This window comes from Chryseobacterium sediminis (genome assembly GCF_008386505.1).
Lineage (GTDB): Bacteria > Bacteroidota > Bacteroidia > Flavobacteriales > Weeksellaceae > Chryseobacterium > Chryseobacterium sediminis.
Genome location: NZ_VUNZ01000001.1, coordinates 79,183 through 105,142 on the forward strand (window position 1 = coordinate 79,183; position 25,960 = coordinate 105,142).

Genomic DNA, 25,960 nt, shown 5'->3' on the forward strand with positions numbered 1-25,960 from the left:
ACACCTTTCTATTCTCGCTTTTTAATAATTTTTAACTATCAACTATCAATTAAAAATGACTTTCAAAACATTATTATATCAACAAAATGGACCTATCGGAATATTGACGATAAACCGTCCGCAGGCATTAAACGCTTTGAATGAACAGGTTTTACAGGAACTGAAATCATTTGCTGACCAGATAAGATCAGATAGAAATATCAGGGTGTTAATTATTACCGGTTCCGGAGAAAAAGCTTTTGTTGCAGGAGCTGACATTAAGGCAATGCAAGAAATGACTCCTTCTGATGCAGAAACTTTTTCTATTGCCGCACAGACTGCTTTTAACGCTATTGAAGAACTTCCTTTCGCTGTGATAGCCGCTGTAAACGGTTTTGCTTTGGGAGGAGGCTGTGAACTGGCATTGTCCTGTGATATTATTCTGGCCAGTGGGAAAGCAAAATTTGGACTCCCTGAAGTGACATTAGGATTATTGCCTTGTTTTGGCGGAACCCAGCGTCTGCCAAGGGCTATTGGATTATACAAAGCAAAGGAAATGGTTTTCTCCGGAGAATTTTATTCTGCGGAAGCCTGTAAAGATTTTGGTTTTGTCAACCACGTTTTTGCTCCCGAAGAATTAATGAACGAAGCCCAAAAACTGGCAGAAACAATTGCTGCCAAAGGACCTGTAGCCGTGTCAAAAGCAAAACAGTCTTTAAATACCGGATTTGAACTGCATATTACAGACGGATTGAAACAGGAAGCCTCTTTATTCGGAGAATTGTTTACAACAGAAGACCATCATGAAGGCATAGGAGCATTCATAGAAAAAAGAAATCCGAATTTTAAAGGAAATTAATAGATTGGAAGATAGAGAATTGAAAATAATATGATTTAACTTAAGTACCATCTTCCATTTTCAATTCTCGATTTTCCCATTTTTATTGACTAAATGGTCAGACCATGATTGTTTTTCACTTCAGCCATCACAAACGTACTGTGCGTACTCCCTATAGAATCTACAGATCCCAGTTTGTTAAACACAAAGTCCTGATAATGTTTCATATCCCGTACCTGAACTTTCAGGAGAAAATCAAAATCTCCGGAAATATTGTAGCATTCCGCAACTTCTTCAATTTCTAAAATTTCTTTTACAAAATCATACCCTACAGATCTGTCGTGAATTTTCAGTTTGATCTGACAGAAAACCGTAAACCCACGGTTGAGCTTTTCAGCATCAAGAACAGCAGCATATCTTTTCACAAATCCTTCCTGCTCCAATCTTTTTACTCTTTCAAAAACCGGTGAAGTTGAGAGATTCACTTCTTTTGCAAGCTCTTTTACGGTTAGTTTTGCATTTTTCTGGAGCAGCCTCAGCAGCTGTACATCCTTATCATCGAGTTGTTCCACAGAATATTATTCTTTTAGATTATAAAAACAGTCAAATTTAAAGAATTATATGCTTTTATTTATGTTTTTAAAAGTTTATTTTGCTTAATTAATTAACTTTAATTGTATTTTTATTCTGTATTATTAATTTTACACAAAATTAAAAACTTTTATTGGTGATGATTGTCATCAGTAAAAGTACAGTTCTTTAGAGATACTTCATCAAACAGGAAAGGTTTTACATAACGTAGATTAATAGGGAATCGTGTGAAAATCACGAGCTGTCGCGCAACTGTAAGTAACACACCAAAGGTTTCTGTCCTTGTATATCCACTGCCAAAAGCGGGAAGGATGGCGGAAACTGTTACAAGTCAGGAGACCTGCCTTTACTGAATTGACAATGCTTTCGCGGTCTGAAGCTTTTGGGTCATACAGATGATATATCGGATGTATACACTTTCTCGGTAAGGGAAGCTGTATTGTTTGTTATATCATGATCCCTGAAATTTTCATCCGTTAAAACATTACGAAGCATTTTAAAAAGGCTTTATCAATAAGTTTAATTAAAAAGTTTAAAAATGCAAACTCACATTCTGGGCTATCCGCGTATTGGTAGCAAAAGAGAACTCAAAAAAGCCTGCGAGCAATATTGGTCAGGTAAAATTCTTCTGGAAGAACTGCTGAATACGGGTAGAAATATCTGTAATCAAAACTGGAACATTCAGAAAGAAGCAGGAATAGACCTTATTCCATGTAATGATTTTTCATACTATGATCAGGTATTGGACATGAGTCTTGTGGTAGGGGCAATTCCCACACGTTACCATGAAGTAGTGCTTAAAAAAAACAATTCTGAGCTGGATCTTTATTTTGCTATGGCGAGAGGATACCAAAAAGAAGGCTTGGATATCACTGCAATGGAAATGACAAAATGGTTTGATACCAATTATCACTATATCGTTCCCGAGTTTTATAAAAACCAACAGTTTAAGCTGAGTTCAGATAAAATTTTCAATGAATTTGCAGGAGCAAAACAGGCAGGAATCAATGCAAAACCTGTAATTATCGGACTGGTTTCCTATTTGTTATTAGGAAAAGAAAAAGAAGAAGGGTTTGATAAACTGGATCTAGCCGGAAACCTTCTTTCCGTATATACAGAGATTTTGACCAAACTTCAGGAGCAGGGCGCAGAATGGATTCAGTTTGATGAACCTTTTTTAGCATTGGACTTAACGGAAAAAGCAAAAGAAGCCTATCATTTTGTTTACACTGAAATAAGAAAACGTTTCCCGAAACTGAAATTTATTGTGGCCACTTATTTTGAAGGATTAAATGATAACGGATCTCTTGCAGTATCACTTCCTGTGAATGTATTGCATGTAGATCTTGTAAGAAACCCAGAACAATTGGATGATATTCTGAATATTATTCCGGAAAGTTTAAGCCTTTCATTAGGAGTAGTTGACGGAAGAAATATCTGGAAAAATGATTTTGAAAAATCTTTGTATTTCATCAATAAAGCAGTTGAGAAATTAGGTTCTGAAAGAGTTTTAATTGCTCCTTCCTCTTCATTGCTTCATTCACCATGTGATCTGGATTTTGAAACTTCCCTTAATCCGGAAATTAAAAACTGGCTGGCTTTTGCCAAACAAAAAGTGACAGAAGTGGTAACGCTTAAAGAACTGGCATCCGGAACAGAAAATGAACAGACTCTTGCCTCTTTTGAAGAAAATAAAAAAGCAATTGCAAGCAGAAGAACATCCTCGCTTATTCATAATGATGGGGTGAAGCAAAGAGCAAATGCGGTCACTGAAAAAGATGCACAAAGGATAAATACATTCAAGATCCGTAAAGAAGAACAGCAGAAAGTATTACAGCTTCCTTTATTTCCAACAACAACCATCGGGTCATTCCCGCAGACCACGGAGGTAAGAAGCTGGAGAGCAAAATTCAAGAAAGGAGAACTGACGGCAGAGCAATATGATATTTTACTGAAAGAAGAAACCCAAAGAACCATTAGCTGGCAGGAAGAAATAGGAATAGATGTATTGGTTCACGGGGAATTTGAGCGTAACGATATGGTGGAATATTTCGGGGAACAATTGGAAGGTTTTACATTTACAAAAAACGGATGGGTACAAAGCTACGGAAGCCGTTGTGTAAAACCTCCTGTAATCTTTGGTGATGTTTCCCGTCCCACACCAATGACGGTATACTGGTCTCAATATGCACAATCCCAGACAGAAAAATGGGTAAAAGGAATGCTCACAGGTCCTGTTACAATTTTACAATGGTCTTTTGTACGTGATGATCAACCTCGTTCAGAGACGTGTAAACAAATTGCTCTGGCCATCCGTGATGAGGTTGTGGATCTTGAAAAAGCAGGAATCAGAATTATTCAGATTGATGAGCCGGCCATTAGAGAAGGGCTTCCATTACGAAAGACGGACTGGCAGAACTACCTGAAATGGGCCGTAGAAGCTTTCAGAATTTCAGCAAGCGGAGTAGAAGATGCTACACAGATTCATACTCATATGTGCTATTCGGAATTCAATGATATTATTGAAAATATTGCCGATATGGATGCAGATGTGATTACCATAGAATGTTCCCGCTCTCAGATGGAACTGCTGAATGCTTTTGCAGACTTCAGATATCCGAACGAAATTGGTCCCGGAGTTTACGATATCCATTCCCCAAGAGTTCCGTCAAAAGAAGAAATGATTGAACTGTTGAGAAAAGCCCAAAACGTGATTCCTGCCAATCAGCTTTGGGTAAATCCGGACTGCGGACTGAAAACAAGACACTGGGAAGAAACAGAAAAAGCTTTGATAGCAATGGTAGCCGCGGCTAAAGAAGCCTCTGTAGAATATGCACTCTAAAAAAAATTAAAATAATTAGATTCCACAATTCAGATCGTGTTATGATTTTTCATAGCACGATCTGTTATTTTAAAAAGGTGAAAAAATAATGATCATATCATATTCTATTCATTTTTATATCCTATTTTTGCTGCCCGATGCATTTGACAGATATGAGTCTGAAAAATATATTGAAAAACTGATAACCAGCGAACTATACATTTAAACATGAAAGAATCATTTTCTGAAATGAGATCAGAAACTTACAGCCCGGAATATATATCCAGATTAAGATGGAGTATTGTTATCCTTTTTGCAGCCATTGCAATTATTTTACTGGGATTTTTTATTAACGCAATTTCCAATACCTCTACTGACACCGCATCTGATATGATCTTCTTTTTACTCTTTTTGATTAGTGGCTCACTGGCAGGGTGGCTGGCTTATCAAATGACCGGAAATCAGGATGAGAAAATCAGTGGTCTGCTGATCAATCATCAGGGAATCCTGTTTCTCAACAGAAAAGAGAAAGTTCTGTCAGAAATTAATTACCAGGATTTGGTTAAAAGTAAGGATCCTTATATAAAAGACATTTATTCCGAATCTCAGAATCCCGGAAAATACAGTAATTTCAGGAAAAATCTATACGTTCATGAAAAAGATGAAACTGGAAAACCCCAAAAGAAACTCATCAATCTGGATGTGATTCCGCTTAAAAATCGTTATGATCTTATCGGACATTTTCTGAAAGGAATACACACTTTTCGTCCCGATCTGAAAATTGATCCTGAAGTTTACAAGGATTTTTATCTTGATGAAAAAACATTACGCTATGCTCCTGATAACCTTAAAAATGATATGAAAGTGAAAATCATTACTATAGCTGTTGTCATTTTAGTAATCCTCGCTTTCAGATACTTTTTTTTAGATGAAGTCTAAGTTATTTTGCCTGTAATGAACTCGGCGGATAACCAAACTGCTTTTTAAATGCAAAAGAGAAATGGGACAAATTTTCAAAACCCAGATCCAGATAAATATCAGAAACCGATCTCCCTTTTTGGGTAAGCAGAAAATGAGCTTCCTTCAATCGTCTAAGCTGCAGCCATTGTCTTGGAGGTATTCCAAATATTTTCTGAAAATCTCTTTTAAAGGCAGAGAGACTCCTTCCGGTCAGATAAGCAAATCGTTCTACATTGACATTGAAATGAAAGTTTTTGTTCATAAAAGTTTCAATATCTATTTTGTAAGGCTCGGAGAAATCAAATAAAATATCTTTAAGACCCGGATCATCGCTCAGCATCAGAAGTAAAGCTTCTTTCTGTTTGAGGCGGAGAAGTTCTGTGGAAGCAGGAAGTTCTTCATAGGCCAGTAAAGAATACATAAAAGAAGTTAATGCCTTTTGATCCGGTTTTATAAAAGCCGGAGTATTGTCTTTCTTTTCTGCCTGATATCCGTACTCACGGCTGAAATCACGTAAGATGGCTTCATCAAAATAAATGGTTACCGTTCTTATCTCCCCATTTTTAGGAGGATATTTGGCAAACTTCAGGAGACGGTTTTTTCTCGCAGAATAAAGTTCCCCTTCTTTAAATATCGTCTTTGTGATCCCGTCATTCAGTTCCATTTCTCCGGAAAGAACCAGCCCCAGACTATGGATTCGTGCAAATTGTTCTCCTTCCCTGAATTCTGAAAAATGACAGGAGTAATTGATAGGTAAAGGAATATTATTTTCGCTCATGGCTCACACACTTATTTCTTGATCGATTCTTTGTTCAAACTTACAAAACTTTTTTAGTATCAATGATGGGTTACTATTGTTTAAATCCTCAAAGCCTGCCATTCACAGACTTTGAGAATTTCAATATCAGGCAAGAATAGTCTTGGGCTCAAGATATGCTTCCAATCCGAATACCCCATACTCACGGCCAATTCCGCTTTGTTTGAATCCCCCGAAAGGAGCATAAGGGTCATGCGAAAATCCATTGATACAGATTCTTCCGGCATCAATCTGTGCTGCAATACGTTCTGCATGTTCCTTATCCGAAGAACTGATGTAAGCTGCAAGACCATAAGTGGTGTCATTGGCAATAGCAACCGCTTCCTCTTCATTGTTATAAGGAATAATAGACAGTACCGGCCCGAAGATTTCTTCCTGAGCGATACGCATATCATTACGAACATTGGTAAAGATAGTTGCTTTTACAAAATTACCGCTTTCAAGACCTTCCGGTTTACCTTCACCGCCAGCGAGTAAAGTTGCTCCTTCTTCCTGTCCAAGACGGATGTAACTTTGTACTCTTTCAAACTGTTTGGTGCTTACCATAGGCCCTACAAGGGTATCTGCTTCATTAGGGTTTCCTACTTTTACCTGCTCTGCTGCTTTTTTAGCCAGCTCATTCACTTCATTCAGTCTGTTTTGGGGAACAAGCAGACGGGTAGGAGCAATACAGGCCTGCCCATTGTTCATATACGCTCCGAAAACAGCCATAGGAATAGCTTTTTCAAGATCGGCATCTTCAAGGATGATATTTGGAGACTTTCCGCCAAGTTCAAGGGTTACTCTTTTCATGGTATCTACAGCTCCTTTGGCAATAGCTTTTCCTGTAAGAGTAGACCCTGTGAAAGAGATTTTTGCGATATCAGGATGCTGAGTAATTTCTGCACCTACCACATTTCCTAATCCGTTTACAATATTGAATATCCCTGCAGGCAAACCGGCTTCATGAAAACATTCAGTAAGCAGCTGGGTTTGTGCAGCACTCATTTCACTTGGTTTGATAACGGCTGTACATCCGGCAGCAATAGCGGTAGCCAGTTTGTTGCAGATAAAACTGTTGCTGGCATTCCATGGAGTAATGATTCCTACCACTCCCAGAGATTCAAAACGTATTTTAGAATGTCCCACTGTCTTTTCAAAGTCATAAGATTCCAGCGTAGTAATGGTTGTTGTAAAGGCTGAAATTGCATTTTGAACACTCATCCTGCAGAACTGCAAGGTTCCTCCATATTCATTTACCATCACAGAAACCAGTTCATCTTCCCGTTTGCTCACAGCTTTATGCAGTTTTTGAAGTAAACTGATACGTTCTTCTTTTGTCGTTTTTGAAAAGGCAGTAAAAGCTTTCTTCGCTGCGGCGATAGCCATTCGGGTGTCTACTTCATTTCCCAGAACAACTTCTCCGGTTTTTTCATTGTTCGTAGGATTTATAAGATCAAATGTTTCTGTTCCATTCGGTGTAACAAATTCACCGTTGATGTAAATTTTATTAATCTGTTTCATTTTGATGATTTTAATACGACAAAGTTCGTCAGAAACAGAAAAGATAGGTTTGCTGTATAGGTCAATTTTTGTTTGTTGTATGGTTCATGTTTGTGTATGGAATATAAGCTGTTTGTTTTCCTTTTTGAATTAATATGAAAAAATAATCTGATCTTCCGTGAAATTGATTACTTTTATCACAACCAAGTAAATAGGTCGTTTTGAGAACAACACTTAAACTTATTACTACTTAGTATCAGTCTCCGTAACCACAGGCTGATCGTTCTTTCGTTTGGGTAATTCTACCCGAACAGGTTTTCATTTCATCATATTATCAATTGCATTGCCTGAAAATGGGCAGCTATATCTGTTGTTTTAGCCTTAATCATTATGATTTCAAAGACTGAAATACAGGTCAAATTATACCTTAAGATAATCTTTGGGTAAATCTCAGATGTATCAACCTTCTTGTAATGCGTGAATAATATGGAAAAAATCCAACAAAGAATAGCAAGCACGATTATAAGTAATGAGTACAAAACATATTTGGGAGGTAAAAGCGAAAAACACTCCCTTACTAAAAAAGAAATGCAGTCATTGTAACAGCGACAGGTTTTATTGCAGCGATAAATTCAGACTGAATGCTCAGAAAAAGAATATTGATATATGGTTAATTTACCGATGTGTAAAATGCAACAACACCTATAACATGACTGTATTTTCAAGAATCAGAACAGAATCTATCAGTAAAGAAATATTCAATAAATTTTCAGAAAATAATACAGAAATTGCCTGGGAATATGCCTTCTCACAGGAAATAAGACGGAAAAATAATGTAGAAGCAGATCTGGAAAGCGTAGAATATGAGATTTTATACAATACCATCCCTATTGAAGATCTGATCAATATGGAAGGTGAGATGATTTCGTTTCAAATACAATGTTCATTTGATTTTAACGTAAGAGTTTCAACCGTTATCAGGACATGTTTAGCTCTTTCATCATCTAAACTGAACCTTCTGCTTGATTCAGGCACCGTTTATTTTAATGGAAAACCTTTACAAAAGAAGTACAAGATTAAAAACGGTGATATTGTTAACCTCAAAAAACAAACACTGATTGACATTTACCTTATGGGGAAAGAGGAATTGTTTCTCAATATTGTAAATGATAAATAATAAAAAAGCCTTCCAATCATTGATCGGAGGCTTTTCTTTACATTTTACGTTGACTATTTTAAAAGATTGAGCTGTTTCTGTAAAGTCAGTTTTTCCGGTTTTGACTTAGTGAGACGAATCGCTTCTTCAAAATGATAAATCGCTTGATCTGCTTGAATTTCATAATATAAATATCCCAATAGTGCATGATAATATTCGTTGCCGGTGAGGGTAAGCTTTTCTGCTTCAGTAACAGCGACCTCATTTCCATACACTTTGGAAAAAGCAAAAGCTCTGTTTAAGGCAGTAACCGGAGAATATTCAATGATAACAAGTTGATTATACAGCGTTAAAATCTGCTGCCATTTATCTTTGGCAGATGAAGTGTGCCAATACGCAATACCTGCTTCCAGATGGTATTTTGAAACGGAAGTACTGTTGGTCTGGCAGGCTTCTATCAGGTAATAATTGCCTTTTTCGATCAAAGCTTTATCCCATAATTTTTCGTCCTGATCATCAAAAAGGATGGCTTCTCCTTCATTATTAATTCTGGCATCGAGTCTTGAACTCTGAAAACACATCAAAGCCAGCAGCGCATTGGTTTTTGGTGTATTGGTAAACAGATTATCAGTAAGGATCAGGGTAAGTCTTAGGGCTTCCAGACAAAGGTCTTTACGGATCAAAAGATTATTGGTTCTGGAAAAATAGCCTTCATTAAACAATAAATATAAAGTAGTGAGTACCGTTTCCAGTCGTTGGTGAATATCCTGTTCACTTAAAGAATCTATTGTAAAATGGTGCGTTCTGAGAGCTTCCCGCCCTCGTTGCAAACGTTTTTTTATAGTCTCCGTTTTGGAAAGAAAAGCATTGGCGATTTCTTCAACGCTGAAGCTGCAAAGAATCTGAAGAGCCAAACATATTTGAGTTTCCCGGGAATTGACAGGGTTGCAGGTCGCGAAAATCATTTCCAGCTGGCTGTCAGAGATATTTTTGGTATCAAAATCAATGGTTTGGTATTCTTTTTCGGTAGTTCTTACTCCTTCCTTTTTGTTTTTTTCAATAATGGAAAGATGTTTGAAATAATCTTTTGCTTTATTTTTAGCCACTGTGTAAAGCCAGGCTGCCGGATTATCAGGAAGTCCGTTTAACGCCCAATATTCCGAAGCTTTCAGGAAGGTTTCGCTGGCAATATCTTCTGCAATTTCGATATGTTTGATATCAAAACTTCTGCAAAGTACGGCAACAATTTTGCTGTACTCAGTTCTGAATAAATGCGGCGTTATTTCATTCGGATCTGTCATTGCTGATTTTTTAATGGGGACAATCTTTTAATATAAATGTCAGAATTATTTCAAATCCATAATTGTTCTGAAAACACATACTGCATTTCCGGTGATACTGATTATATTGGATTGATTGTCTTTCACGCTGACCCTTACTTTTACGTTACCAATCCTGTTGATGGCTTCCCCTTGTTTTCCGGTAAATTCAAAAATACCATCAGCAGTTTCTATAATTTTATTTTGAATAAGATAACCTCCCAGAGGACCGTTGGCATTTCCGGTAACCGGATCTTCAGTAATACCGATGGCGGGTGCAAACATCCTTCCATTGGTTAAAATATCTTTTTCCTTTGTATCGAAAGTAAATACAAAATATCCGTTACACCCGATTTCTTTACTGAGCTTTGTTAAAGCAGCAAGATCAGGAACAAGATGATTTAAGGTCATATTGCTTTTAATGCCGATCATTACTTTTGAATGTCCCGTAGAAGCAATTTGTACAGGGCATTTTTCATCAAGATCATTCATTGTCAGTCCTAAAGCCTCCACAATTCTTTGAGTTATTGAAGCATCAAAAGCAGGGCTCAGTTCAAATTTTCCCTGTGTCATAGTGATGAGATAATCATTGTTTTCTCTTTCAATATAAATAGGCAGTATTCCTATTTGTGTTTTGATTTTGATGGTGCAGGAGTCGAGTTGGTCTTCCTGAGCTTTTGCGTAGAGCGCAGCAATGGTAGCATGTCCGCAGGATGGAACTTCTGTAGTAGGGGTGAAATATCTGACATGATAATCAAAATTTTCTTTGGGATCATCAGGTCTGAAAACAAATGCCGTTTCAGAATTATTAAGCTCTCTGGCAATAAGCTGCATTTCTTCAGACGTCATACTTTCAGCATTTAATACAACTCCCGCAGGATTTCCTTTGAATTTCTCTTTGGTAAAAGAATCAATTTGATAGACGATAACTTCTTTCATGATGGATGATTAACTTTACTGTAAAAATACGGAATGAAACCGGTGATCCGATGCCTGTTTTATTGTCATTTGGCAAAAAAATAAATCAGAATCCTGGGATCCTGATTTATCAATTAGTGAATAGAAAATTTCAAGGTATTTTAATCCCACTTATTCTGGGTAGAAACTGCATATTTTCCGGCTCCTGTAAAGAAAAAGCTCAAACTTACAAGCATATAAATCACCAGTAATTCCAAAGCCCAGCCTCCAAATTCATTAAGTTTGAAAATATTAGCCGTCTGAGCAAGAATAGTGGCTGTGAAGCAATTGACTGCGAAAATTAATCCAGCCAGTCTGGCCCTGAATCCCACAATTAGCATAACAGGAGCTATAATTTCTCCTGCAAAGACACCATATGCAAAGAAAGATGGTAAGCCATGCATAGTCATCATATCCTTTATAAATCCAACTCCGTGGATCAGTTTGCTGATTCCGTAAACCGACATGGGAAATCCGATGGCTATTCTGCAGATAAGCATTCCTAAATCAATGTTCTTTTTCATTTCTTATAATTATTTAAAAGTTATATTTTATAAATGCCCCGATATTTTCCAGGGTCTTTTTTCCGTTGTTAAACTGATCAAAATTGGAGGCCAGTCCATACATCATTTTATCCTGTTTTACACCAAGTCTGATAAACTGGAGTCCTCTGGGATACCCACTGTCATCCAGATTTCCAATTGCCAGTACACTGAAATATCCTTTAAGGTTTTCTGTGAGATAAGGAGTGTATTCAAATGATATAGACTGTTCCAGCGAAAATCCCTTCTGATACGTAGTTCCAATAGAGTAGGAGAGAGAATAGCTGGGCTGGGTGATCTTGTATTGTAAATAGGCACTGAAAAATGCTCCCGGATTTTTCATTCCAAATGCTGCGTTGGCGCTAAGTCTTCTGGTAAAGTTATATGCGAGGGTATTTCTGATGAAAAATATATTTTCTTTGTCTTTGGTATATTCTGTATCAAACAAAGTAAGATTGTTCAGTTTCAGCCGTTCATTCAGCTGATAATTGACATTGTGCATATAGGTATACGACCGATGTCCTAAAACAAGATCAGGTGTATAGGAAAGTTTCTGTGCATTCAGATTCAGGGAAGCGGATGCAAGAGCTGTTATTGTGATGATTTTTGCCTTCATATTTCACTCATTAAATTCTGTGAGCAAAATTATTCGGGCTGGAACGGAATAAACTTAAGAAATCTTAAGAAAGGTCAGACAGATGTTTTTTTCTCAGATAACTCAGATATTCTACCGTGATTCCCAGGTAGGAAGCAATCATGTATTGAGGAAAACGCTGCTCAATATTGCGGTAGGTCGTTACGAATGTCCGGTATTTGGTGTAGGCATCAACCCTTGAATGTTCAAATGTTCTTTCCTGTAATGTAACATACGCAGACTGCATTTTCAGGCGCCAGAATTCTGAAATGGCCGGAACTTCTTTGTATAATACTTCCAAATGATTTTTACTGATCTGTATAATCGTGGTATCTTCATTAGCCTGAATAAACATTCTTGAAGGCAATTCGCTCAGATAGCTGTACAGATCATTCACCCACCAGTTTTCAATACCTAACTGAGTGGTATTTTCTTTTCCTTTTTCATCAATATGATAGGCGAACAGACTTCCCTTAGCAATGAAGCGCATGTGTTTGGAAACCTGTCCTTCACGAAGCAGATACTCTTTCTTTTTGAGCTGTATAATTTCTAATTTTGAAGTAATACAATCAATATCCTTATCTTCTAAAGAAACGATTTCCTTAAAATGTTCTATCAGCTGTAAAAGTATAGTATCTGTTTCTGTCATGAGGTATTGAGTTCTGTTCCCAACGATTATGGTAAGGGTGAACTACGGGGGCAAATTTACATAAATATTAAAAATTGCAGGAAGAACACAGGCTGAACTTCAGTTGAAAGAACACAGTTGATGTCAGAAATGATACTTTTTTAAGTAAAAAAAGAATTTATCTGGCCTGACCGATATCCAGTTTATCAAATTTCCCTTCCGCATTTTTATGGAATTTGAAATAAGTCTGAAATGTTCCCCATTTTCCGGCTTTAAAATTTCCATATATATTTTTCCCATCATTTTCTACACGGTCTATGCTGAGAAACATCTCATTGCCCAAAGCATTTGAGAAGAAAGATTTGAAATCTATAGAATGGCCATCGTCAGTCATTGCAGGATTTTCAGTAAAGAAATTATACCAGCTTTTATCACCGTTTTGTAAAGCTTCTATGGCTTTTTTTACTTCAGGGTCTGTTATTTTTGATAAGTCCATTATTTGTTGTTTTTTTGAAAGTTGTGGTTGTAGATTTTGTTTCTTTTTGTTTGTGCTTTGTCCGCAGGCCATACAGGAAAAGCCTGTCAGGAATATGATGATTAGCTTATAGGTTCTCATTGGCTTTAGCTTTTGAGAGGGTGTTGCAGATAAATAATAAGCAGATTTAGACAAAGAAAAGGAAGTTCAATCATGGCTCCTTTCAGGTCTTTATTTAAAAGCTGAAGACAAATAATCAGTAAGATTCCTGCAGCCATCAGAAAGTTTCCCCAGACAAATGTTTTTGGAAATAAAATCATTACAGAAGCCAGTATAGTAACTGCTCCGTTGATCATAAGCCCTGTTTTGTCAAATCCCCATTTTCCGAACATTTCCGTCATCTCAGGTTTGCCGGAAATCATAGCAATTCCTTGTTTGAAGCCCATAAAGACTGCAAATAGAATCAATACAGAATTAATAATCTTTAGAATCATTGACGTGTTTTTTTATATTGTTAATACAAATATCAATGAAATTAATGATATATCAATGGTGAAGTTTTCGGAATTTATTGTAAATGAAAAAGATGAAGGATTGTGTATGCCTTATTCAAGAAGAAGACCACAATTTAACTTATAAATTGTGGTCTTCTACAGCTTAGAACTATTTAAACTTAAACTACGATTCTGTTTTCAAATAACCATAATGTAAAGCTGTTTCTTTTCCGAACAAACTTGAGAAAATGTTCTGAAACTCATGGATGTACTTGCATTTTATAGCATTTCCATATATTTTCAGACCTTCCAGTATTTTTCTGGAACTCAGGTCTATATCGTATTTTATAAAGGGTTCCGGTCTTTCATACCGTATACTCTTATCCGAACTGTACGTTCTTGAGAATCCCAGTTTTTCAAGCCATTCTTCTGTTATCTTAATAGGTTTGATAGAAGCTGCCGGGACTGAGATACTTTGAATATCATTTTCAATTTTAACAAAATAAGCCTGCTCGACATTGTGAAAGATCTCAGAGATCGTATAAATCTGATTATTATACTCCACCAAGTTCTTGATTTTTAAATCTGCTACGTTCATAATATTTTGATTTTTAGGTGATGATAAAGTCCTGTATAAACAGCAAATACTATGCCCGGCATCATAGTATTGTGCCCTGTTTTTGTGATGGTTAGGTTAAATTTTTATTATAAAAAATTAATAGTATGTTAAAATAGTACACACACAGGCGAATTATAACGTATTACCGGAAAAATGGATGTGGTATGTATGTGGTACTAGTTTTTTGTTCTTCCTGCAGGCACTCTATTAGCCGTAGCTAACAGAAGGGCTGTAATAACAGCTATAATAAGAATTCCTATGAAAACATTCCAGGAATAAGCATGAAGGAGATACCCTGTACCACTACCCAGAATACTCGAACCAAAATAGTAAAATAACCAGTAAATAGAAGTGGCTGAGGATTTTCCCCGTTTGGCATACAATGCAGTCATCTGGCTGGCCATAGTGTGGGCCGCGAAAAAAGAAAGGGTAAAAAGACCAAGACCAAAAATGAGGATATAAATGTTTTCAGATAGTAACAATGCGGCTCCGGTGAGCATGAACAAAATAGAACCTTTCAGGATATTGTTCATGGGAAATCTTCTGGAAAGACGGCCAACGATCATAGTTCCAAAGACCCCGAAAATGTACATGAGAAAGATAAAAGCAATTATAAAATGGCTTAATGAAAATGGTTTTGCTTCCAATCTGAATGTCAAGTAATTATAAACACTCACGAAAACACCCATTAGTAAAGCGGCTGTACAATATAATCGAAGCATATAAGGATTAGTCAGGAAAAACTTCATTTGTTTTACCTTAAGATGATAATCCGTTTTTTGTGGATTGAAAAACCTTGATTCCGGAAATAGCTTCCAGAATACAGCCCCCAGAATGAAGCTTTCTATCCCAATGAAAAGAACAGCATTACGCCATCCGAATTCACCGGCAAGTAAAGTAGCCATTATTCTTCCACTCATTCCTCCGATCGTATTACCGCTGAGATACATGCTGATAGCTGCCGGCACTGCCAGAGCATTCACTTCCTCTGTGAGATAGGCCAGAGCCACTGCTGAAACTCCGGAAACAACAAAACCTTTCAGTACTCCGATAGCAATCAGGAGACTTAAGCTTGGAATCCAGGTGGAAATAATGGTAAGTACAGCAGATGAAATCAATGAGAAAACCATCAGACTTTTTCTGGAATAGCTGTCCGCTTTAAAGGCAAAAAACAGTAACCCCAATGCCATACCTATTGTGGAGGAAGATACAAGAAGGGAAGTGTCACCTACAGACACTCCGAACTGTTCTGCAGCCATAGGCAGCATCGGCTGGAAAAGATAAAGCTGAGCAAAAACTGAAAGTCCTGAAAAGAAAATACAAAGTTTTATAAATCGGAAACGTGAGCTTCCCTGACTGGCTTTTTCAGATGAATTCATGATTTTTTTGCAATTAAAATGCAGTGGTTTGACAGAAAAATTAAGTCTTGTAAATTTCCTGATTATTTTCCGAATTTAAAAATCATTATCTCAATCATATCTATTGGTGAAACAAATCAATGAATTTGTAAATTACTGATATATTCTGAGGGAGTAATATTTTCCATCTGTTTGAAGACCCTGTTGAAAGTAGACTGATTTGAGAATCCTGCCTCCGTATAAATATACATAAGGGTTACTTTCTCAATATCATTTTCAGTAAGCAGTCGTTTCACGCATTCAATTCTGTGCATATTCAGATAATTATTGAAATTGGGGTATCCCTTTACCCGGATCGATTTTGAGATATAACTGCTATTGATATCCATTTCTGCAGAAAGCTTTGAAATATTGAAATTGACATCTTTATAGAGTTGTTTTTCTCTCATTACTAGTTCAATTTTTTCAAACAGCTCATCTGCAAAAGGAGCTTTTTCTGCCACAAGAGCTGGCTGAACTTCCGAATTCAGGATTTTCTCTTCAATTTCATGGTAAATTTCAACTCTTTTTATTTTATCCTTAAAGTAGAGCAGAAGAGATATCACAGCCACATTGGAAATCATCAGAATGGTGTCTGTAACTCTTACATCTTCAGGCTTGTGTTCCGGAAAGTTAAAATTGAAGGTTTTTGAAATAAGATATCCCGCAATAATATTCAGTAATACAAACAGGCTGTAGATAAAGACGTATTTTCTCTGAAAGAAAACATATGCCGCCAGCGGAATCGGGATAAGCCAGACAAAACTTGCTATAGAATTGTTCCAGAAAGCAAGCATGATATAAAAATTATAAAGAGTGGCAATGATAATATAGGAATGCACCATCGCATTTACCGAATACGTTTTACGCACAATCAGGTAAGTGTAGACCATTAAAAAAAGTCCTCCAAAAAGATACCAAGCCATTATTTTATCAGGAATGATAAAAGTAAATATCAAACCAAATACAGCAAGAATCACAGACATCAGAATGTTGTAATAATAGACCAGTTCTCTTTTGTACTGTTCAATTTTTATGTCTTTTGCGGTAGTCATTTGTGGTAACAGATAATTTTTAAATCATTTCAATTCGCTTTACAGCAGTCAAATATTAAAAAATGACTGTTTTAAAATATTGATTGTTAGTTATTTGTGTTTTGATGAGCCGTTTCCGGTTTTTCATTGATTATTCAGGAATTTGATTTGTCAACGCGGATAACTTTGCACCAGCTAGCTCAACAAAGATTAATTGGTGATATGTCAATTGACCCGCATGATATATTCACTCCTAAATAAATTTTAAACAAATATACTAAAATGAAGAAAATAAAATTAACTCTTGCCAGCATAATGATGGGCTTTTCAATAACAGCATATTCCCAAGTAGGGATAAATACGGATTCTCCTAAAGTAACATTACATATTGAAGGAAAACCGGATATCGCTACCATTCCTGATGGAGTAATGGCTCCAAGAGTAACAGGCGATCAGCTGAAGGCGAAAGATGATGTCTATTTAGCTGCGCAGACAGGAGCATTGGTCTATGTGACCCAAGCTGTCACGATGCCTTCTGTAAAAACAGCAAAAGTAGATAAAGCCGGCTATTATATGTTCAATGGAACTACCTGGAAGTTTGCATTTGGAGGTAAAGATGATGATATTACAATTGGAGACCTCATCTATTATCATGGAAGCATTCCTGCAGGAACCTCCGGAGCTGGAACATTGGCCAGCACCTATCTTTCTGATCTTCCCGTGCTGGGAGGTTTCTTAAGGTTAGATGCTCAATTTAACAGCAGTTCAGCGGGTACAGGAGCAGCTACCACTTTTAACCCAAGACTTTATAATGTAGGAACTTCAGATGTGAAAATCTGGGTTTCGGAAATGTCTACCCATACCGGTGATTCTGACAACGGAAATATTAAGCTGTCACCAGGTGCCTACAGACAGTTTGATGACGGGGTTTATCTTACCCAGACCCATAATGAGACCGTGACCTTTGATATTACCATACAGGAACCTGAACCAAGATGGTACAGAGTGTATTATGCATTCCGTGTGGATAATAAATCTACAACCGGAAGCAGTGATGCTACTACAACAGATTCTAATACTTCTGATAACACAAGAGAACTGTTTCTTTCTGTGCAGAGGCTATATTAACAGAACGCTTTTCTATGATTCTAAAAATACATTGATCTATAAAAAATCAACAGATCACCAGTGAAAAATCTATTGGGATTTGTGTTTTTTCTGGGGACGGAATACTTTGAGATTCCGGCCCCGTTTTTTAATGCATCATTTCGTAGGCTTTGATCAGTTCTGCAATGTTGGCGACATCAAGCTTTTGAAAAATTCTTTTTTTGTAAGTACTTACGGTAGACATCTGGATATTAAGCTTGTTGGCTATCTCAAGGTTTCCGTTTCCGTCAGCCAGGAGCTTAAAGATTTCATATTCACGGGATGAGAGCTTTTCTACAGGATTGTTCCTTTTGTTTTGAATAATAAGGCCAATCAGTTCTACAGGATAAAAATATCCTTTCTCGATGACCGTTTTCACAGCGTTTTTGATTTCTTCCTCACTGCTTTGCTTATTCAGATAACCTTCGGCCCCTTCTCTGATATATTGGATGGCGACATCTTTACCATATCCTGAAAAGATAAGAATCTTGAGATCACTCTGTATATTTTTAAGCTCCGGAATCATTTTTTTATACTGAGTTCCAGGCATATCAATATCTAAAATAAGTAGATCATACCGTGAACTTCCAATCTTTTTTTTCACCTGGTCATAGTTTTCTGCAAAATCTATTTTCAACTCCGGATAAGCGGTTTCAAGAACCAGGGAAGTTCCCGCTCTTACTACATAATGATCATCAGCAATTAAAATTCTTTCATTCATAGAGATTAGTTTTTATTGAGTATTATTTTCACAACCGTTCCCGTGGGTTGGTTTTGGCTGAAACTGATTTCAGCGTTGATCTTTTTCACCAGATGGATCACCATGTGCAGACCAAGCCCTTTCCCTTTGAAGCTGGGGGTCTCCAGCTCAGGATTTCTGAACAGGTTCATATAAATGGCAATCTGTTCTGCAGACATTCCGATACCTGTATCAGCGATTATGATTGTGGATGTTTGTTGGTTTTCAGTTATATTCAGGCTTATATTTCCCTCAAAGGTATTTTTCACGGCATTATCAAGGATGTTATGAATAATGGCGGTTAAAATACTTTCGTTTACTTTAGAATACACGGTATGTTCAGCAAGCTGGGCTATTGTTGTTCCCTGCTGCTTGGCGATTTCACAGAATAGTCTGTTCTTGATTTCCAGAATCCTGTTGATAGGATATTCCTTTTCTTCAAAAATATTCTCCGCTTTGTAAAGTTCTGTATATTCTTTTAAATTCAGGGTAAACTGATAAAGCTGTTCTGAAGATTTATAAATACTGTCAAAATATTTCTTCTGAAGTTCCAGATCATCAGACTCATGAAGCTTCTGGGAAAGCATGGCTATAAACCGGATAGGAGTGGTAATATCATGGCTGATGGTTTCCACCAGTTTTTTCTGATATTCCGTTTCTTTTTTCAGATTGCTTTTTACCACTTCAAGATGAAGAGAAGTTTCTTTCAGTTCAGAGTCTTTATTACGGACAATTTGCTTTAACGCTTTATTTTTTATTCTTAAAAAATTGGTAGTCAGCTGAACAATGACAATGATAAGGATCAGTATAATAACAGAAGCAGAGACTCTGAACAATAAGGTCTGATAAAAAAGAGGCTGAATGTTGAAACGGATGGTCTTTACCTCATACTTTCCATCCGGAGAAATAAGTATTCTTATACTAAGTGTATATTCACCCGGAGAAAGATTGCTGATGGTGTATTTTAATTCGTTTCCTGTTGGAATCTGTTCCCAATCGGTATTTTCCTTTCCAGATATTTTTCCTTCTAGATAAAGATTTTCCGGATTAGAAAAATAGGGGATATCAATAAAAACATCCGCAGTTTTATAATCATTCTTTAAATCAAGGGTCTGATGAAAATACTGAGGTTCAGAATTTCCGATTTTCACCCTTTCAATATAGATTTTATTCTTTTCCGGATAATAAGTCCGGATGTTGTCCGGGTTGAAAAACACAAAGCCATCCATTGAAGGGAATACAAATTCTCCATTTTTCAAAGCATAGGCATTAGGCTCCGAACTTCCATTGAATTCATTCGTCAGGAAGCCGTCTCTTTTGGTGAAACGGTAATAAAAAACCGGAGTGTTTCTGTTTTCTGCGTATTTCAGCAGTTGTTTTTTAGGAACTTTAAAAAGGCCGTTGTTGGAAGAAATCCAGTAAGCACCCTTTTGATCTTCAAGCATATAATGAGCTGATTGCAGGTAGCCATTCCTGTCATTCGGCATCTTGATGAGTTTATGGTTTTTGAAAAGGTAAAACCCGTTTTTATTCGTAGTAATCCAGATCAGATGATCCTTTGTCCTGAAAATACTTTTGATATGGATGTTTTTGATGATGGGAGTTATGGTATTGTTTCCCAGCATTATCGAATACAAACCGTCACTATTACCGGTCAGAATTTCATGATCACTGTATTGGAAAAAAATATTGACAAAACTTTTAAAATTATAAGTGAAATCCGGATGGGTAAACAGGCCTTTTTTATAAAGATGAAGCTGAGTACCAGAAAAATCCGTAAATGTAGTGCCATAAAGATTTCCGCTTTTCATAAAAGATTCAAACCCTTTGCCGACGAAAGTAGAGTCTTTCCTTTTATACCCCGAATTTTTGTAATACCTGATGATACTGTTTCTCTTTCTGATCAGAATGTTTTCAGAATCATCATACATCATCAGATAATTGTCATTGCACCCGAACAGGTGCTTTTTTACAATGCCGTTTTTCCCGAATTCTGTTCCGTCCTCAGCGATGATTGTACTTTTACTGAACGGCAGCGATGCGTAATAAATATTGTTGGAAAAATCTGCTTCTTTCTTTGAAATATAAAAATTGGTAAGCTTAAGTACATTAAGCCCGTTGTTAAGCGTTCCCAGATAAAGTTTATTGAAGTCTTTATCAAAAAACATAGAACAGTAAGAGTGATTTCCTATTTCCTCAAACTTAATGAGAAATCGTAAGCGGAGATTTTTTTCGTTACCCTCTAAAATATAAATATTATCATGATTGATGATAAAAGTCTGATTGGTAATCTGCTGCCAATAGATTTTGGTGTCCGGATGATTAAAAAGTGTTGGATCTTCAGAAACAGAAAGTTGTCCTTTATAAATAGAGTAGGTTTTCCTTTTCTTCAGATCATTGATAAAAAGAGTATCATTCAGTACAAAAATATTATTCAGATCCTTATTGGTAAATGGGAGCGCTATTCTTGTCTCCTTTTTCCCTTCTTTATAGAGGATAGTATTTTTTTCTGTAAAATAATAGGTTGAATTTTTAAGCTGTATAAAATAGTGAATATCGTTATAGAAGCTCGATGTTATTATATTATTGGCAATCCGCTGTACAATAGTATTGCCATTGGAAAAAGCCATTTTATCACTCCCGGTGAGATTGGAAAGTTTTGGAAACCTGTTTTTAATGATAATTTTATTCTCCTGAAAATTATTGAGGACCGTAATACTGTCCAGAATCGGGTCACCAATAAATTCTCCGAAATGAAGATTGTTTACCTTGAAATTATTAAAAGTAATAAACGAACTCCCGTCATATCGTACAAGTCCGTTTTCTGTAGAAATCCAGATAAAACCATATTTATCTTTCACAATAGCCTTTGCACTGCTTTGCGGAAGCCCATTGTCTATATTGTACCACGTAGAAGTGTGGCTCTGTCCGTAAACGTTTAAATAGATGCAAGCAAATATAAATGCCCAAACTCTCATATACGTGCAAAACTGATCTATATCTCCTGCATTAGTGCAGAAGACGGTTAATAATAGTGTTTTTACAAGTCAATGTTTTTTTAATGGGCAGGAACGATTGAAAATAAATTTTTATCATTGAAGTTTTCAGGTCTTTTGTGTTTTATATTTTTTGATTGTGTAAAAATAGTGAAATTATGGCGATAAATCAGTATCTCAAAATCTGTTTTGTATAAGTTTTATCCCGCTTTTCAAAAGGTAGAGTAAAATAAATTTCATGAAACATTATAATATTTCAATAATAAGTGATAAATTTACGTTGAATTCGTTTTGAAATTACTTCTATAAATCTCAGTGCTGTACCGAACTTGTGATAGATTTTAGGATTTTGCAAATAATAAATATGAATGCCTTTGTCATTTTTTAAGATTTCCTTATGAACGGTTTTTAGTTAGATTTAATTGCTTTTTGTAGTAAAAGTTTGACAAAAAGCTGAGGTTAATTCTACATGATATCTTTGTTAAGGCTTATGAATATTCATATTTTTGCAAAAATATTTTCACAACGATTAAAGAAGATTTATTGTATAAATAATGATTCTAAGAACACAAACGGTTTTATCTCAAAAAACAAAAGAGGCTGCATCAAAAGCAAGACCTCTTTTTTTATTGCTCAATCAAAATTCATTTTTTAAACATAAAAACCTCCCATAGATACGGGAGGTGAATTAAACTGATTGTATATTGAAGTGTAATTCAATCGTTATTTATGAGCCTCAAGCCACTTCAGTCTGCGTTCATCCGGCAAATGTTTTACTTTAAAGTTTTCAAAAACAGCATTGAATCCCTGTCCGTCCGGGCAGGCAGCCATTAAACCAACCATTACCGGAGTATTATCCTGAAGGGGAGCATTCCGCATCATGATATAATTTTTATCATCAAAAGAATAAAATATTTCTACAGCATCCAGTCTTCTTACTGCTTTTATCCATACGGCAGGAGGAGTTTTTTCTAATGTTATGACGCTCCAGTCACTTTTGTTGTGAGTTACCACAGTGCTGAGGTTGTATTTGCCGTCTACAAATTCCACTCCGGCTTTGATGTAATGCTCTTTATCAGTTCTCAGCATAAGACCCATCTGGTCAAACCTTGCCTTGTAGCTGCCGGTGATTTTTACTTTTGCTTCAAACTCACCACCATAAGTAGTGTAATAAAAAGGAGCATCATCCACCGTAAATCCATAATGTGAAACTCTCCAGTAATCACTCTGCGGTGTCACAAACATCGAAAGGCTGTTGTTTTTGATTTCCCATTTTTCGGGTTCATTAAACCAGGTCATTTTCTCCAGGCTCTGGGCAGAAAGCTTTTGAATCAGGAACAGGGCACAAAAGCCTACAATCAATTTCTTCATTCTCTTTGGATAAATTCTAAGGGTAAATTATTATTTTAGCAAAAGTATTACTAAACCTTATTCGCGTCAATACTGATAAATAACCATTATGGAAATCCGTGAACAGCTCAGCGATAAACTGCTTGATAACACTTCCGGAAAGTGTATGCTTGATATTGAAATCTATAAGCAGAGAGCGCTTGCGTACTCCGGGATGGAAGGAGCAATCTGTGTTTTAAGCGATATGCAGGCAAATAAAAGCTATATTTATAAATCTGCAGCAGCTGTAGAACTTGGACTGACTATGGAGAGAAATCCCACGGAAATAGACTCTATCTGGGAAGAAGAAATGCTGAAAAAAATCCATCCTGACGACCGGCTGAAGAAATATATTCATGAACTCCGCTTTTTCAACTTGCTGGAGGCTATGGAAATGGAACAGCGTACAGAGTACAGTGTCGTATCAAAAATAAGAATGAAAGATAAAAATGAAGAATACCGCTGGGTAAAACACCGTATGTTTTATGTGTATTCACCTTTCAATGGCAGATTGAGACTGGCTCTCTGTCTTTATAATATTGCGCTGTCTTCTTCTTCGGTTCCTGATTTTATGATTATTAATACCATAAAGGGAGAAATTGTTGTAAAAGATAAACTTGATTATAAAAATATTCTGAGTCCGAGAGAGCTGGAAGTTTTAAAATTTGTAGGAGAAGGCTATGCCAGCAAAGAAATTGCTGATATACTTTTCATAAGTGTGAATACCGTAAGCAGACACCGACAGAATATTCTGGAAAAGCTGAAAGTAAAAAATTCTACACAAGCATTCAAAGATAGTTTTTATTAACTATTCAGCTTTAAATATCCGAAAAGTTCACCATGTTATTTTGTATCTTATGATTAAATTTATAACTTGAATACAGATTAGCAAGAACAATAAGTGATGAAAAGAAGTGAAGAAATTACCCGCCAATATTTTACCTTTCTGAATAAACACATTCAGGATGTCATTTCCGGAACCGCTCCGGATTTTTTAGAACTGAACGAAATTGCCGGAGAGCTTGCTGTTTCCCATAAACACCTCACCGATACTGTTAAAAAAGAAACCGGGGAGCATCCCTGCTATTTTTATGATGGAAAAATTATTGAACAAGCCAAAGATATGCTCGTTAATTCCGATAAATCTGTAGCAGAAATTGCCCGTATTTTTACATATGATCCATCCAACTTTTCAAAGTTTTTTAAAAAAATGACCGGCTTTACTCCCGGAGAATTCAGGAATTCAAACAAGCTTTAGCCTGCTTATTTTTTTTCTTTAAAATTGCTCTAGGAGGGAATTTGTGACGATTTGCCTCTCTCGGTAGGGATTTAAGCATGCGTATTTTCAGTTTTTATAGGTGTTTTAGTGAATAATCATCAGAAAAAGGGCTGAAAATAATCTTTTATAAATGAGATGGTTGTAAGGAATAATCGCCTTTTTTTATTATTTATATATTAATATTTCTTTATTGTTTACTTTTTTTATTAAATTTAGGTAAGAAAAAACTAATTAATTCAATAGGAAAAAGAATGTTAAAAAGACACAGATATATAAAATAGTTTGGTTACCAGATCATAAGAATAAATTATTGTGTCTTTAATAATATTTAATCTTAATCCAGGTGTTTAAGCCCTCTAAATAGTTATATATTTGTTTCTTTTAAACCACAACAAACAAGATTAAGGATGAGCATCAATTTCACAACAGCAACTATTAAAGACTTTGAGAATATACCAGACAATGATATGGCTCAAAGGGCTGAAATTTTTTATGAATATTTAGACTATGTAAAGTCTAATGGACACATGAATTACAGACTGAAGAACACTTCAGGAACCAATGCGATACTGAATGTAAATATTGCAAACCAAAACAGAGAATTTGTTAGTTTTGTATCAAGTGATTATTTAGGATTTACACAGCACCCAAAAGTAAAACAGGCTGCTATTGAAGGAATCGAAAAATATGGTACAGGTACAGGAGCTACTCCTCTTATTGGCGGATATTTTGATTACCATAATGCCTTAGAAAAAAAAATCTCAAGTTTTTTTAAAAGAACAGAAGATGAAGCCGTAGTATTTACTACCGGTTATACAGCTAATAGTGCTTCTTTACAATGCTTAATGCAGAAAGAAGATCTGGCTATTTTAGATATGGCAGTACATGCCAGCGTACATGAAGGATGTGCTTTTACCAATAAAAAAACATTTCCGCACAATAATTTGGAATCTTTGGAACACATTTTGAAGGTATCTGAAAATCTGTACCGTACGAAACTCGTTATTGTGGACGGAGTGTATTCCCAGGATGGTGATACCTCCCGTATTAATGAGATCTACAATCTTGTAAAAAAGTACAATGCCTTTCTAATGGTAGACGACGTACACGGTGTCGGTATCCTTGGAGAAACAGGAAGAGGTACTTTGGAACAGGCTGGATTGTTGGATAAAGTAGACATCATCACAGGAACATTCAGTAAAACGTTTGGTAACCTTGGAGGATATGTCATTGCCGATAAAAAAATAGCAGCATTTATCAGATTCCAATCCCGTCAGCAGATTTTCTCAGCAACAGCTCCGCCATCATCCGCAGGAATTGTTAAAGCCATTGATTTAATTGACGAAGAACCTATCTGGAGAGAAAAACTCTGGAACAATATCAATTATTTCAAAAAAGGACTTGATGATTTAGGATTGGATACCGGAGTTACCTGCTCCGCAATTATTCCCGTAAAAATTGGAGATCCTTATGTAACAGGAGAAGCCGGAAAACTACTAATAGAAAAAGGAATCTATACCAACCCGATTCTTTACCCGGCTGTACCAAGAAAAGATGCGCGTATAAGAATGAGTGTGACCGCAAGACACGAAAAAGAACATCTCGACAAAACGCTGAACGCGTTTGATGATATTAATAAAAAATTGCATATTGCAAAAAAATAATAAA

Annotated in this window: 24 protein-coding genes and 1 riboswitch; of the genes, 8 read left to right on the plus strand and 16 right to left on the minus strand. The window is 36.2% G+C overall.

Features of this window, described 5'->3' with window-relative positions; genetic code table 11:
- The first annotated feature begins 55 nt into the window (after positions 1-55).
- Positions 56-838, plus strand: coding sequence for an enoyl-CoA hydratase/isomerase family protein (locus FW780_RS00335; protein ID WP_149831687.1), 783 nt, complete (start codon positions 56-58; stop codon positions 836-838).
- Between the two features lie 89 nt (positions 839-927).
- Here the strand turns inward: FW780_RS00335 and FW780_RS00340 are convergent, their stop codons facing one another.
- On the minus strand, positions 928-1,389 hold the full coding sequence (locus tag FW780_RS00340; protein WP_047422640.1) for an Lrp/AsnC family transcriptional regulator: 462 nt from the start codon (positions 1,387-1,389) through the stop codon (positions 928-930).
- A gap of 195 nt (positions 1,390-1,584) precedes the next feature.
- A riboswitch (cobalamin riboswitch) is annotated at positions 1,585-1,770 on the plus strand.
- A 176-nt stretch (positions 1,771-1,946) separates the two neighbouring features.
- Here FW780_RS00340 and metE point away from each other — a divergent pair.
- Both metE and FW780_RS00350 read left to right on the plus strand, forming a co-directional pair.
- Entirely contained in the window at positions 1,947-4,250 is a 2,304-nt protein-coding gene (gene metE / locus FW780_RS00345) for a 5-methyltetrahydropteroyltriglutamate--homocysteine S-methyltransferase (RefSeq protein ID WP_149831688.1), read from the plus strand.
- A gap of 207 nt (positions 4,251-4,457) precedes the next feature.
- Positions 4,458-5,168: a hypothetical protein gene (locus tag FW780_RS00350; RefSeq protein ID WP_149831689.1), complete on the plus strand. Its 711-nt coding sequence runs from the start codon at positions 4,458-4,460 to the stop codon at positions 5,166-5,168.
- A gap of 1 nt (position 5,169) precedes the next feature.
- On the opposite strand, the gene FW780_RS00355 is transcribed toward FW780_RS00350, so the two are convergent.
- Entirely contained in the window at positions 5,170-5,967 is a 798-nt protein-coding gene (locus FW780_RS00355) for a helix-turn-helix domain-containing protein (RefSeq protein WP_149831690.1), read from the minus strand.
- A 126-nt stretch (positions 5,968-6,093) separates the two neighbouring features.
- A complete protein-coding gene (locus FW780_RS00360) occupies positions 6,094-7,509 on the minus strand; it encodes an aldehyde dehydrogenase family protein (protein ID WP_149831691.1) in 1,416 nt (471 codons plus the stop codon).
- A 508-nt stretch (positions 7,510-8,017) separates the two neighbouring features.
- Between FW780_RS00360 and FW780_RS00365 the strand changes: the two genes are divergently transcribed.
- Entirely contained in the window at positions 8,018-8,665 is a 648-nt protein-coding gene (locus tag FW780_RS00365; protein ID WP_149831692.1) for a DUF1062 domain-containing protein, read from the plus strand.
- 53 nt (positions 8,666-8,718) lie between these two features.
- Here FW780_RS00365 and FW780_RS00370 read toward each other — a convergent pair whose 3' ends face one another.
- The 10 genes from FW780_RS00370 to FW780_RS00415 all read right to left on the minus strand — a co-directional run bounded on the left by FW780_RS00370 (position 8,719) and on the right by FW780_RS00415 (position 16,764).
- Entirely contained in the window at positions 8,719-9,945 is a 1,227-nt protein-coding gene (locus FW780_RS00370) for an RNA polymerase sigma factor (protein ID WP_149831693.1), read from the minus strand.
- 45 nt (positions 9,946-9,990) lie between these two features.
- Complete coding sequence (locus tag FW780_RS00375; RefSeq protein ID WP_149831694.1) at positions 9,991-10,902, minus strand: PhzF family isomerase; 912 nt, start codon at positions 10,900-10,902, stop codon at positions 9,991-9,993.
- A 140-nt stretch (positions 10,903-11,042) separates the two neighbouring features.
- Positions 11,043-11,444, minus strand: a complete 402-nt coding sequence (locus FW780_RS00380) for a DoxX family protein (RefSeq protein ID WP_149831695.1) — start codon at positions 11,442-11,444, stop codon at positions 11,043-11,045.
- Between the two features lie 13 nt (positions 11,445-11,457).
- Positions 11,458-12,078 carry a hypothetical protein gene (locus FW780_RS00385; protein WP_149831696.1) on the minus strand — a complete coding sequence of 207 codons (621 nt, stop codon included), beginning with the start codon at positions 12,076-12,078 and terminating at the stop codon, positions 11,458-11,460.
- A gap of 64 nt (positions 12,079-12,142) precedes the next feature.
- Positions 12,143-12,745: a Crp/Fnr family transcriptional regulator gene (locus tag FW780_RS00390; RefSeq protein ID WP_149831697.1), complete on the minus strand. Its 603-nt coding sequence runs from the start codon at positions 12,743-12,745 to the stop codon at positions 12,143-12,145.
- Positions 12,746-12,902: 157 nt separating this feature from the next.
- Entirely contained in the window at positions 12,903-13,340 is a 438-nt protein-coding gene (locus FW780_RS00395; protein WP_149831698.1) for a hypothetical protein, read from the minus strand.
- 5 nt (positions 13,341-13,345) lie between these two features.
- Entirely contained in the window at positions 13,346-13,693 is a 348-nt protein-coding gene (locus tag FW780_RS00400) for a DoxX family protein (RefSeq protein ID WP_149831699.1), read from the minus strand.
- A gap of 184 nt (positions 13,694-13,877) precedes the next feature.
- Complete coding sequence (locus FW780_RS00405; protein WP_047385698.1) at positions 13,878-14,291, minus strand: hypothetical protein; 414 nt, start codon at positions 14,289-14,291, stop codon at positions 13,878-13,880.
- 197 nt (positions 14,292-14,488) lie between these two features.
- Positions 14,489-15,691, minus strand: a complete 1,203-nt coding sequence (locus FW780_RS00410; RefSeq protein ID WP_149831700.1) for an MFS transporter — start codon at positions 15,689-15,691, stop codon at positions 14,489-14,491.
- Between the two features lie 116 nt (positions 15,692-15,807).
- Positions 15,808-16,764, minus strand: a complete 957-nt coding sequence (locus FW780_RS00415) for a helix-turn-helix domain-containing protein (RefSeq protein ID WP_149831701.1) — start codon at positions 16,762-16,764, stop codon at positions 15,808-15,810.
- A 261-nt stretch (positions 16,765-17,025) separates the two neighbouring features.
- On the opposite strand from FW780_RS00415, the gene FW780_RS00420 reads away from it, so the two are divergent.
- On the plus strand, positions 17,026-17,871 hold the full coding sequence (locus tag FW780_RS00420) for a hypothetical protein (protein WP_149831702.1): 846 nt from the start codon (positions 17,026-17,028) through the stop codon (positions 17,869-17,871).
- A 127-nt stretch (positions 17,872-17,998) separates the two neighbouring features.
- Here FW780_RS00420 and FW780_RS00425 read toward each other — a convergent pair whose 3' ends face one another.
- The 3 genes from FW780_RS00425 to FW780_RS00435 form a co-directional block, all read right to left on the minus strand.
- Complete coding sequence (locus FW780_RS00425) at positions 17,999-18,610, minus strand: response regulator (protein ID WP_149831703.1); 612 nt, start codon at positions 18,608-18,610, stop codon at positions 17,999-18,001.
- Between the two features lie 5 nt (positions 18,611-18,615).
- Entirely contained in the window at positions 18,616-21,606 is a 2,991-nt protein-coding gene (locus FW780_RS00430; protein WP_149831704.1) for a sensor histidine kinase, read from the minus strand.
- A gap of 741 nt (positions 21,607-22,347) precedes the next feature.
- Positions 22,348-22,995 (minus strand): DUF1349 domain-containing protein, encoded by a 648-nt coding sequence (locus tag FW780_RS00435; RefSeq protein WP_149831705.1) that lies wholly within the window; start codon positions 22,993-22,995, stop codon positions 22,348-22,350.
- Between the two features lie 88 nt (positions 22,996-23,083).
- On the opposite strand from FW780_RS00435, the gene FW780_RS00440 reads away from it, so the two are divergent.
- From FW780_RS00440 to FW780_RS00450, 3 genes are all read left to right on the plus strand, one after another.
- Positions 23,084-23,821: a response regulator transcription factor gene (locus FW780_RS00440; protein WP_149831706.1), complete on the plus strand. Its 738-nt coding sequence runs from the start codon at positions 23,084-23,086 to the stop codon at positions 23,819-23,821.
- Between the two features lie 96 nt (positions 23,822-23,917).
- Entirely contained in the window at positions 23,918-24,271 is a 354-nt protein-coding gene (locus tag FW780_RS00445; RefSeq protein ID WP_149831707.1) for a helix-turn-helix domain-containing protein, read from the plus strand.
- Between the two features lie 428 nt (positions 24,272-24,699).
- Entirely contained in the window at positions 24,700-25,956 is a 1,257-nt protein-coding gene (locus FW780_RS00450) for an aminotransferase class I/II-fold pyridoxal phosphate-dependent enzyme (RefSeq protein WP_047422657.1), read from the plus strand.
- Positions 25,957-25,960: the final 4 nt, after the last annotated feature.

Coding starts and splice junctions, on each gene's coding strand:
- FW780_RS00390 (WP_149831697.1), bottom strand. CDS start 12,745: ATGACAGAAACAGATACTATACTTTTACAGCTGATAGAACATTTTAAG.
- FW780_RS00365 (WP_149831692.1), top strand. CDS start 8,018: ATGAGTACAAAACATATTTGGGAGGTAAAAGCGAAAAACACTCCCTTA.
- FW780_RS00425 (WP_149831703.1), bottom strand. CDS start 18,610: ATGAATGAAAGAATTTTAATTGCTGATGATCATTATGTAGTAAGAGCG.
- FW780_RS00415 (WP_149831701.1), bottom strand. CDS start 16,764: ATGACTACCGCAAAAGACATAAAAATTGAACAGTACAAAAGAGAACTG.
- FW780_RS00380 (WP_149831695.1), bottom strand. CDS start 11,444: ATGAAAAAGAACATTGATTTAGGAATGCTTATCTGCAGAATAGCCATC.
- FW780_RS00420 (WP_149831702.1), top strand. CDS start 17,026: ATGAAGAAAATAAAATTAACTCTTGCCAGCATAATGATGGGCTTTTCA.
- FW780_RS00450 (WP_047422657.1), top strand. CDS start 24,700: ATGAGCATCAATTTCACAACAGCAACTATTAAAGACTTTGAGAATATA.
- FW780_RS00395 (WP_149831698.1), bottom strand. CDS start 13,340: ATGAGAACCTATAAGCTAATCATCATATTCCTGACAGGCTTTTCCTGT.
- FW780_RS00400 (WP_149831699.1), bottom strand. CDS start 13,693: ATGATTCTAAAGATTATTAATTCTGTATTGATTCTATTTGCAGTCTTT.
- FW780_RS00355 (WP_149831690.1), bottom strand. CDS start 5,967: ATGAGCGAAAATAATATTCCTTTACCTATCAATTACTCCTGTCATTTT.
- FW780_RS00350 (WP_149831689.1), top strand. CDS start 4,458: ATGAAAGAATCATTTTCTGAAATGAGATCAGAAACTTACAGCCCGGAA.
- FW780_RS00360 (WP_149831691.1), bottom strand. CDS start 7,509: ATGAAACAGATTAATAAAATTTACATCAACGGTGAATTTGTTACACCG.
- FW780_RS00370 (WP_149831693.1), bottom strand. CDS start 9,945: ATGACAGATCCGAATGAAATAACGCCGCATTTATTCAGAACTGAGTAC.
- FW780_RS00440 (WP_149831706.1), top strand. CDS start 23,084: ATGGAAATCCGTGAACAGCTCAGCGATAAACTGCTTGATAACACTTCC.
- FW780_RS00435 (WP_149831705.1), bottom strand. CDS start 22,995: ATGAAGAAATTGATTGTAGGCTTTTGTGCCCTGTTCCTGATTCAAAAG.
- FW780_RS00430 (WP_149831704.1), bottom strand. CDS start 21,606: ATGAGAGTTTGGGCATTTATATTTGCTTGCATCTATTTAAACGTTTAC.
- FW780_RS00375 (WP_149831694.1), bottom strand. CDS start 10,902: ATGAAAGAAGTTATCGTCTATCAAATTGATTCTTTTACCAAAGAGAAA.
- FW780_RS00445 (WP_149831707.1), top strand. CDS start 23,918: ATGAAAAGAAGTGAAGAAATTACCCGCCAATATTTTACCTTTCTGAAT.
- FW780_RS00335 (WP_149831687.1), top strand. CDS start 56: ATGACTTTCAAAACATTATTATATCAACAAAATGGACCTATCGGAATA.
- FW780_RS00385 (WP_149831696.1), bottom strand. CDS start 12,078: ATGAAGGCAAAAATCATCACAATAACAGCTCTTGCATCCGCTTCCCTG.
- metE (WP_149831688.1), top strand. CDS start 1,947: ATGCAAACTCACATTCTGGGCTATCCGCGTATTGGTAGCAAAAGAGAA.
- FW780_RS00410 (WP_149831700.1), bottom strand. CDS start 15,691: ATGAATTCATCTGAAAAAGCCAGTCAGGGAAGCTCACGTTTCCGATTT.
- FW780_RS00405 (WP_047385698.1), bottom strand. CDS start 14,291: ATGAACGTAGCAGATTTAAAAATCAAGAACTTGGTGGAGTATAATAAT.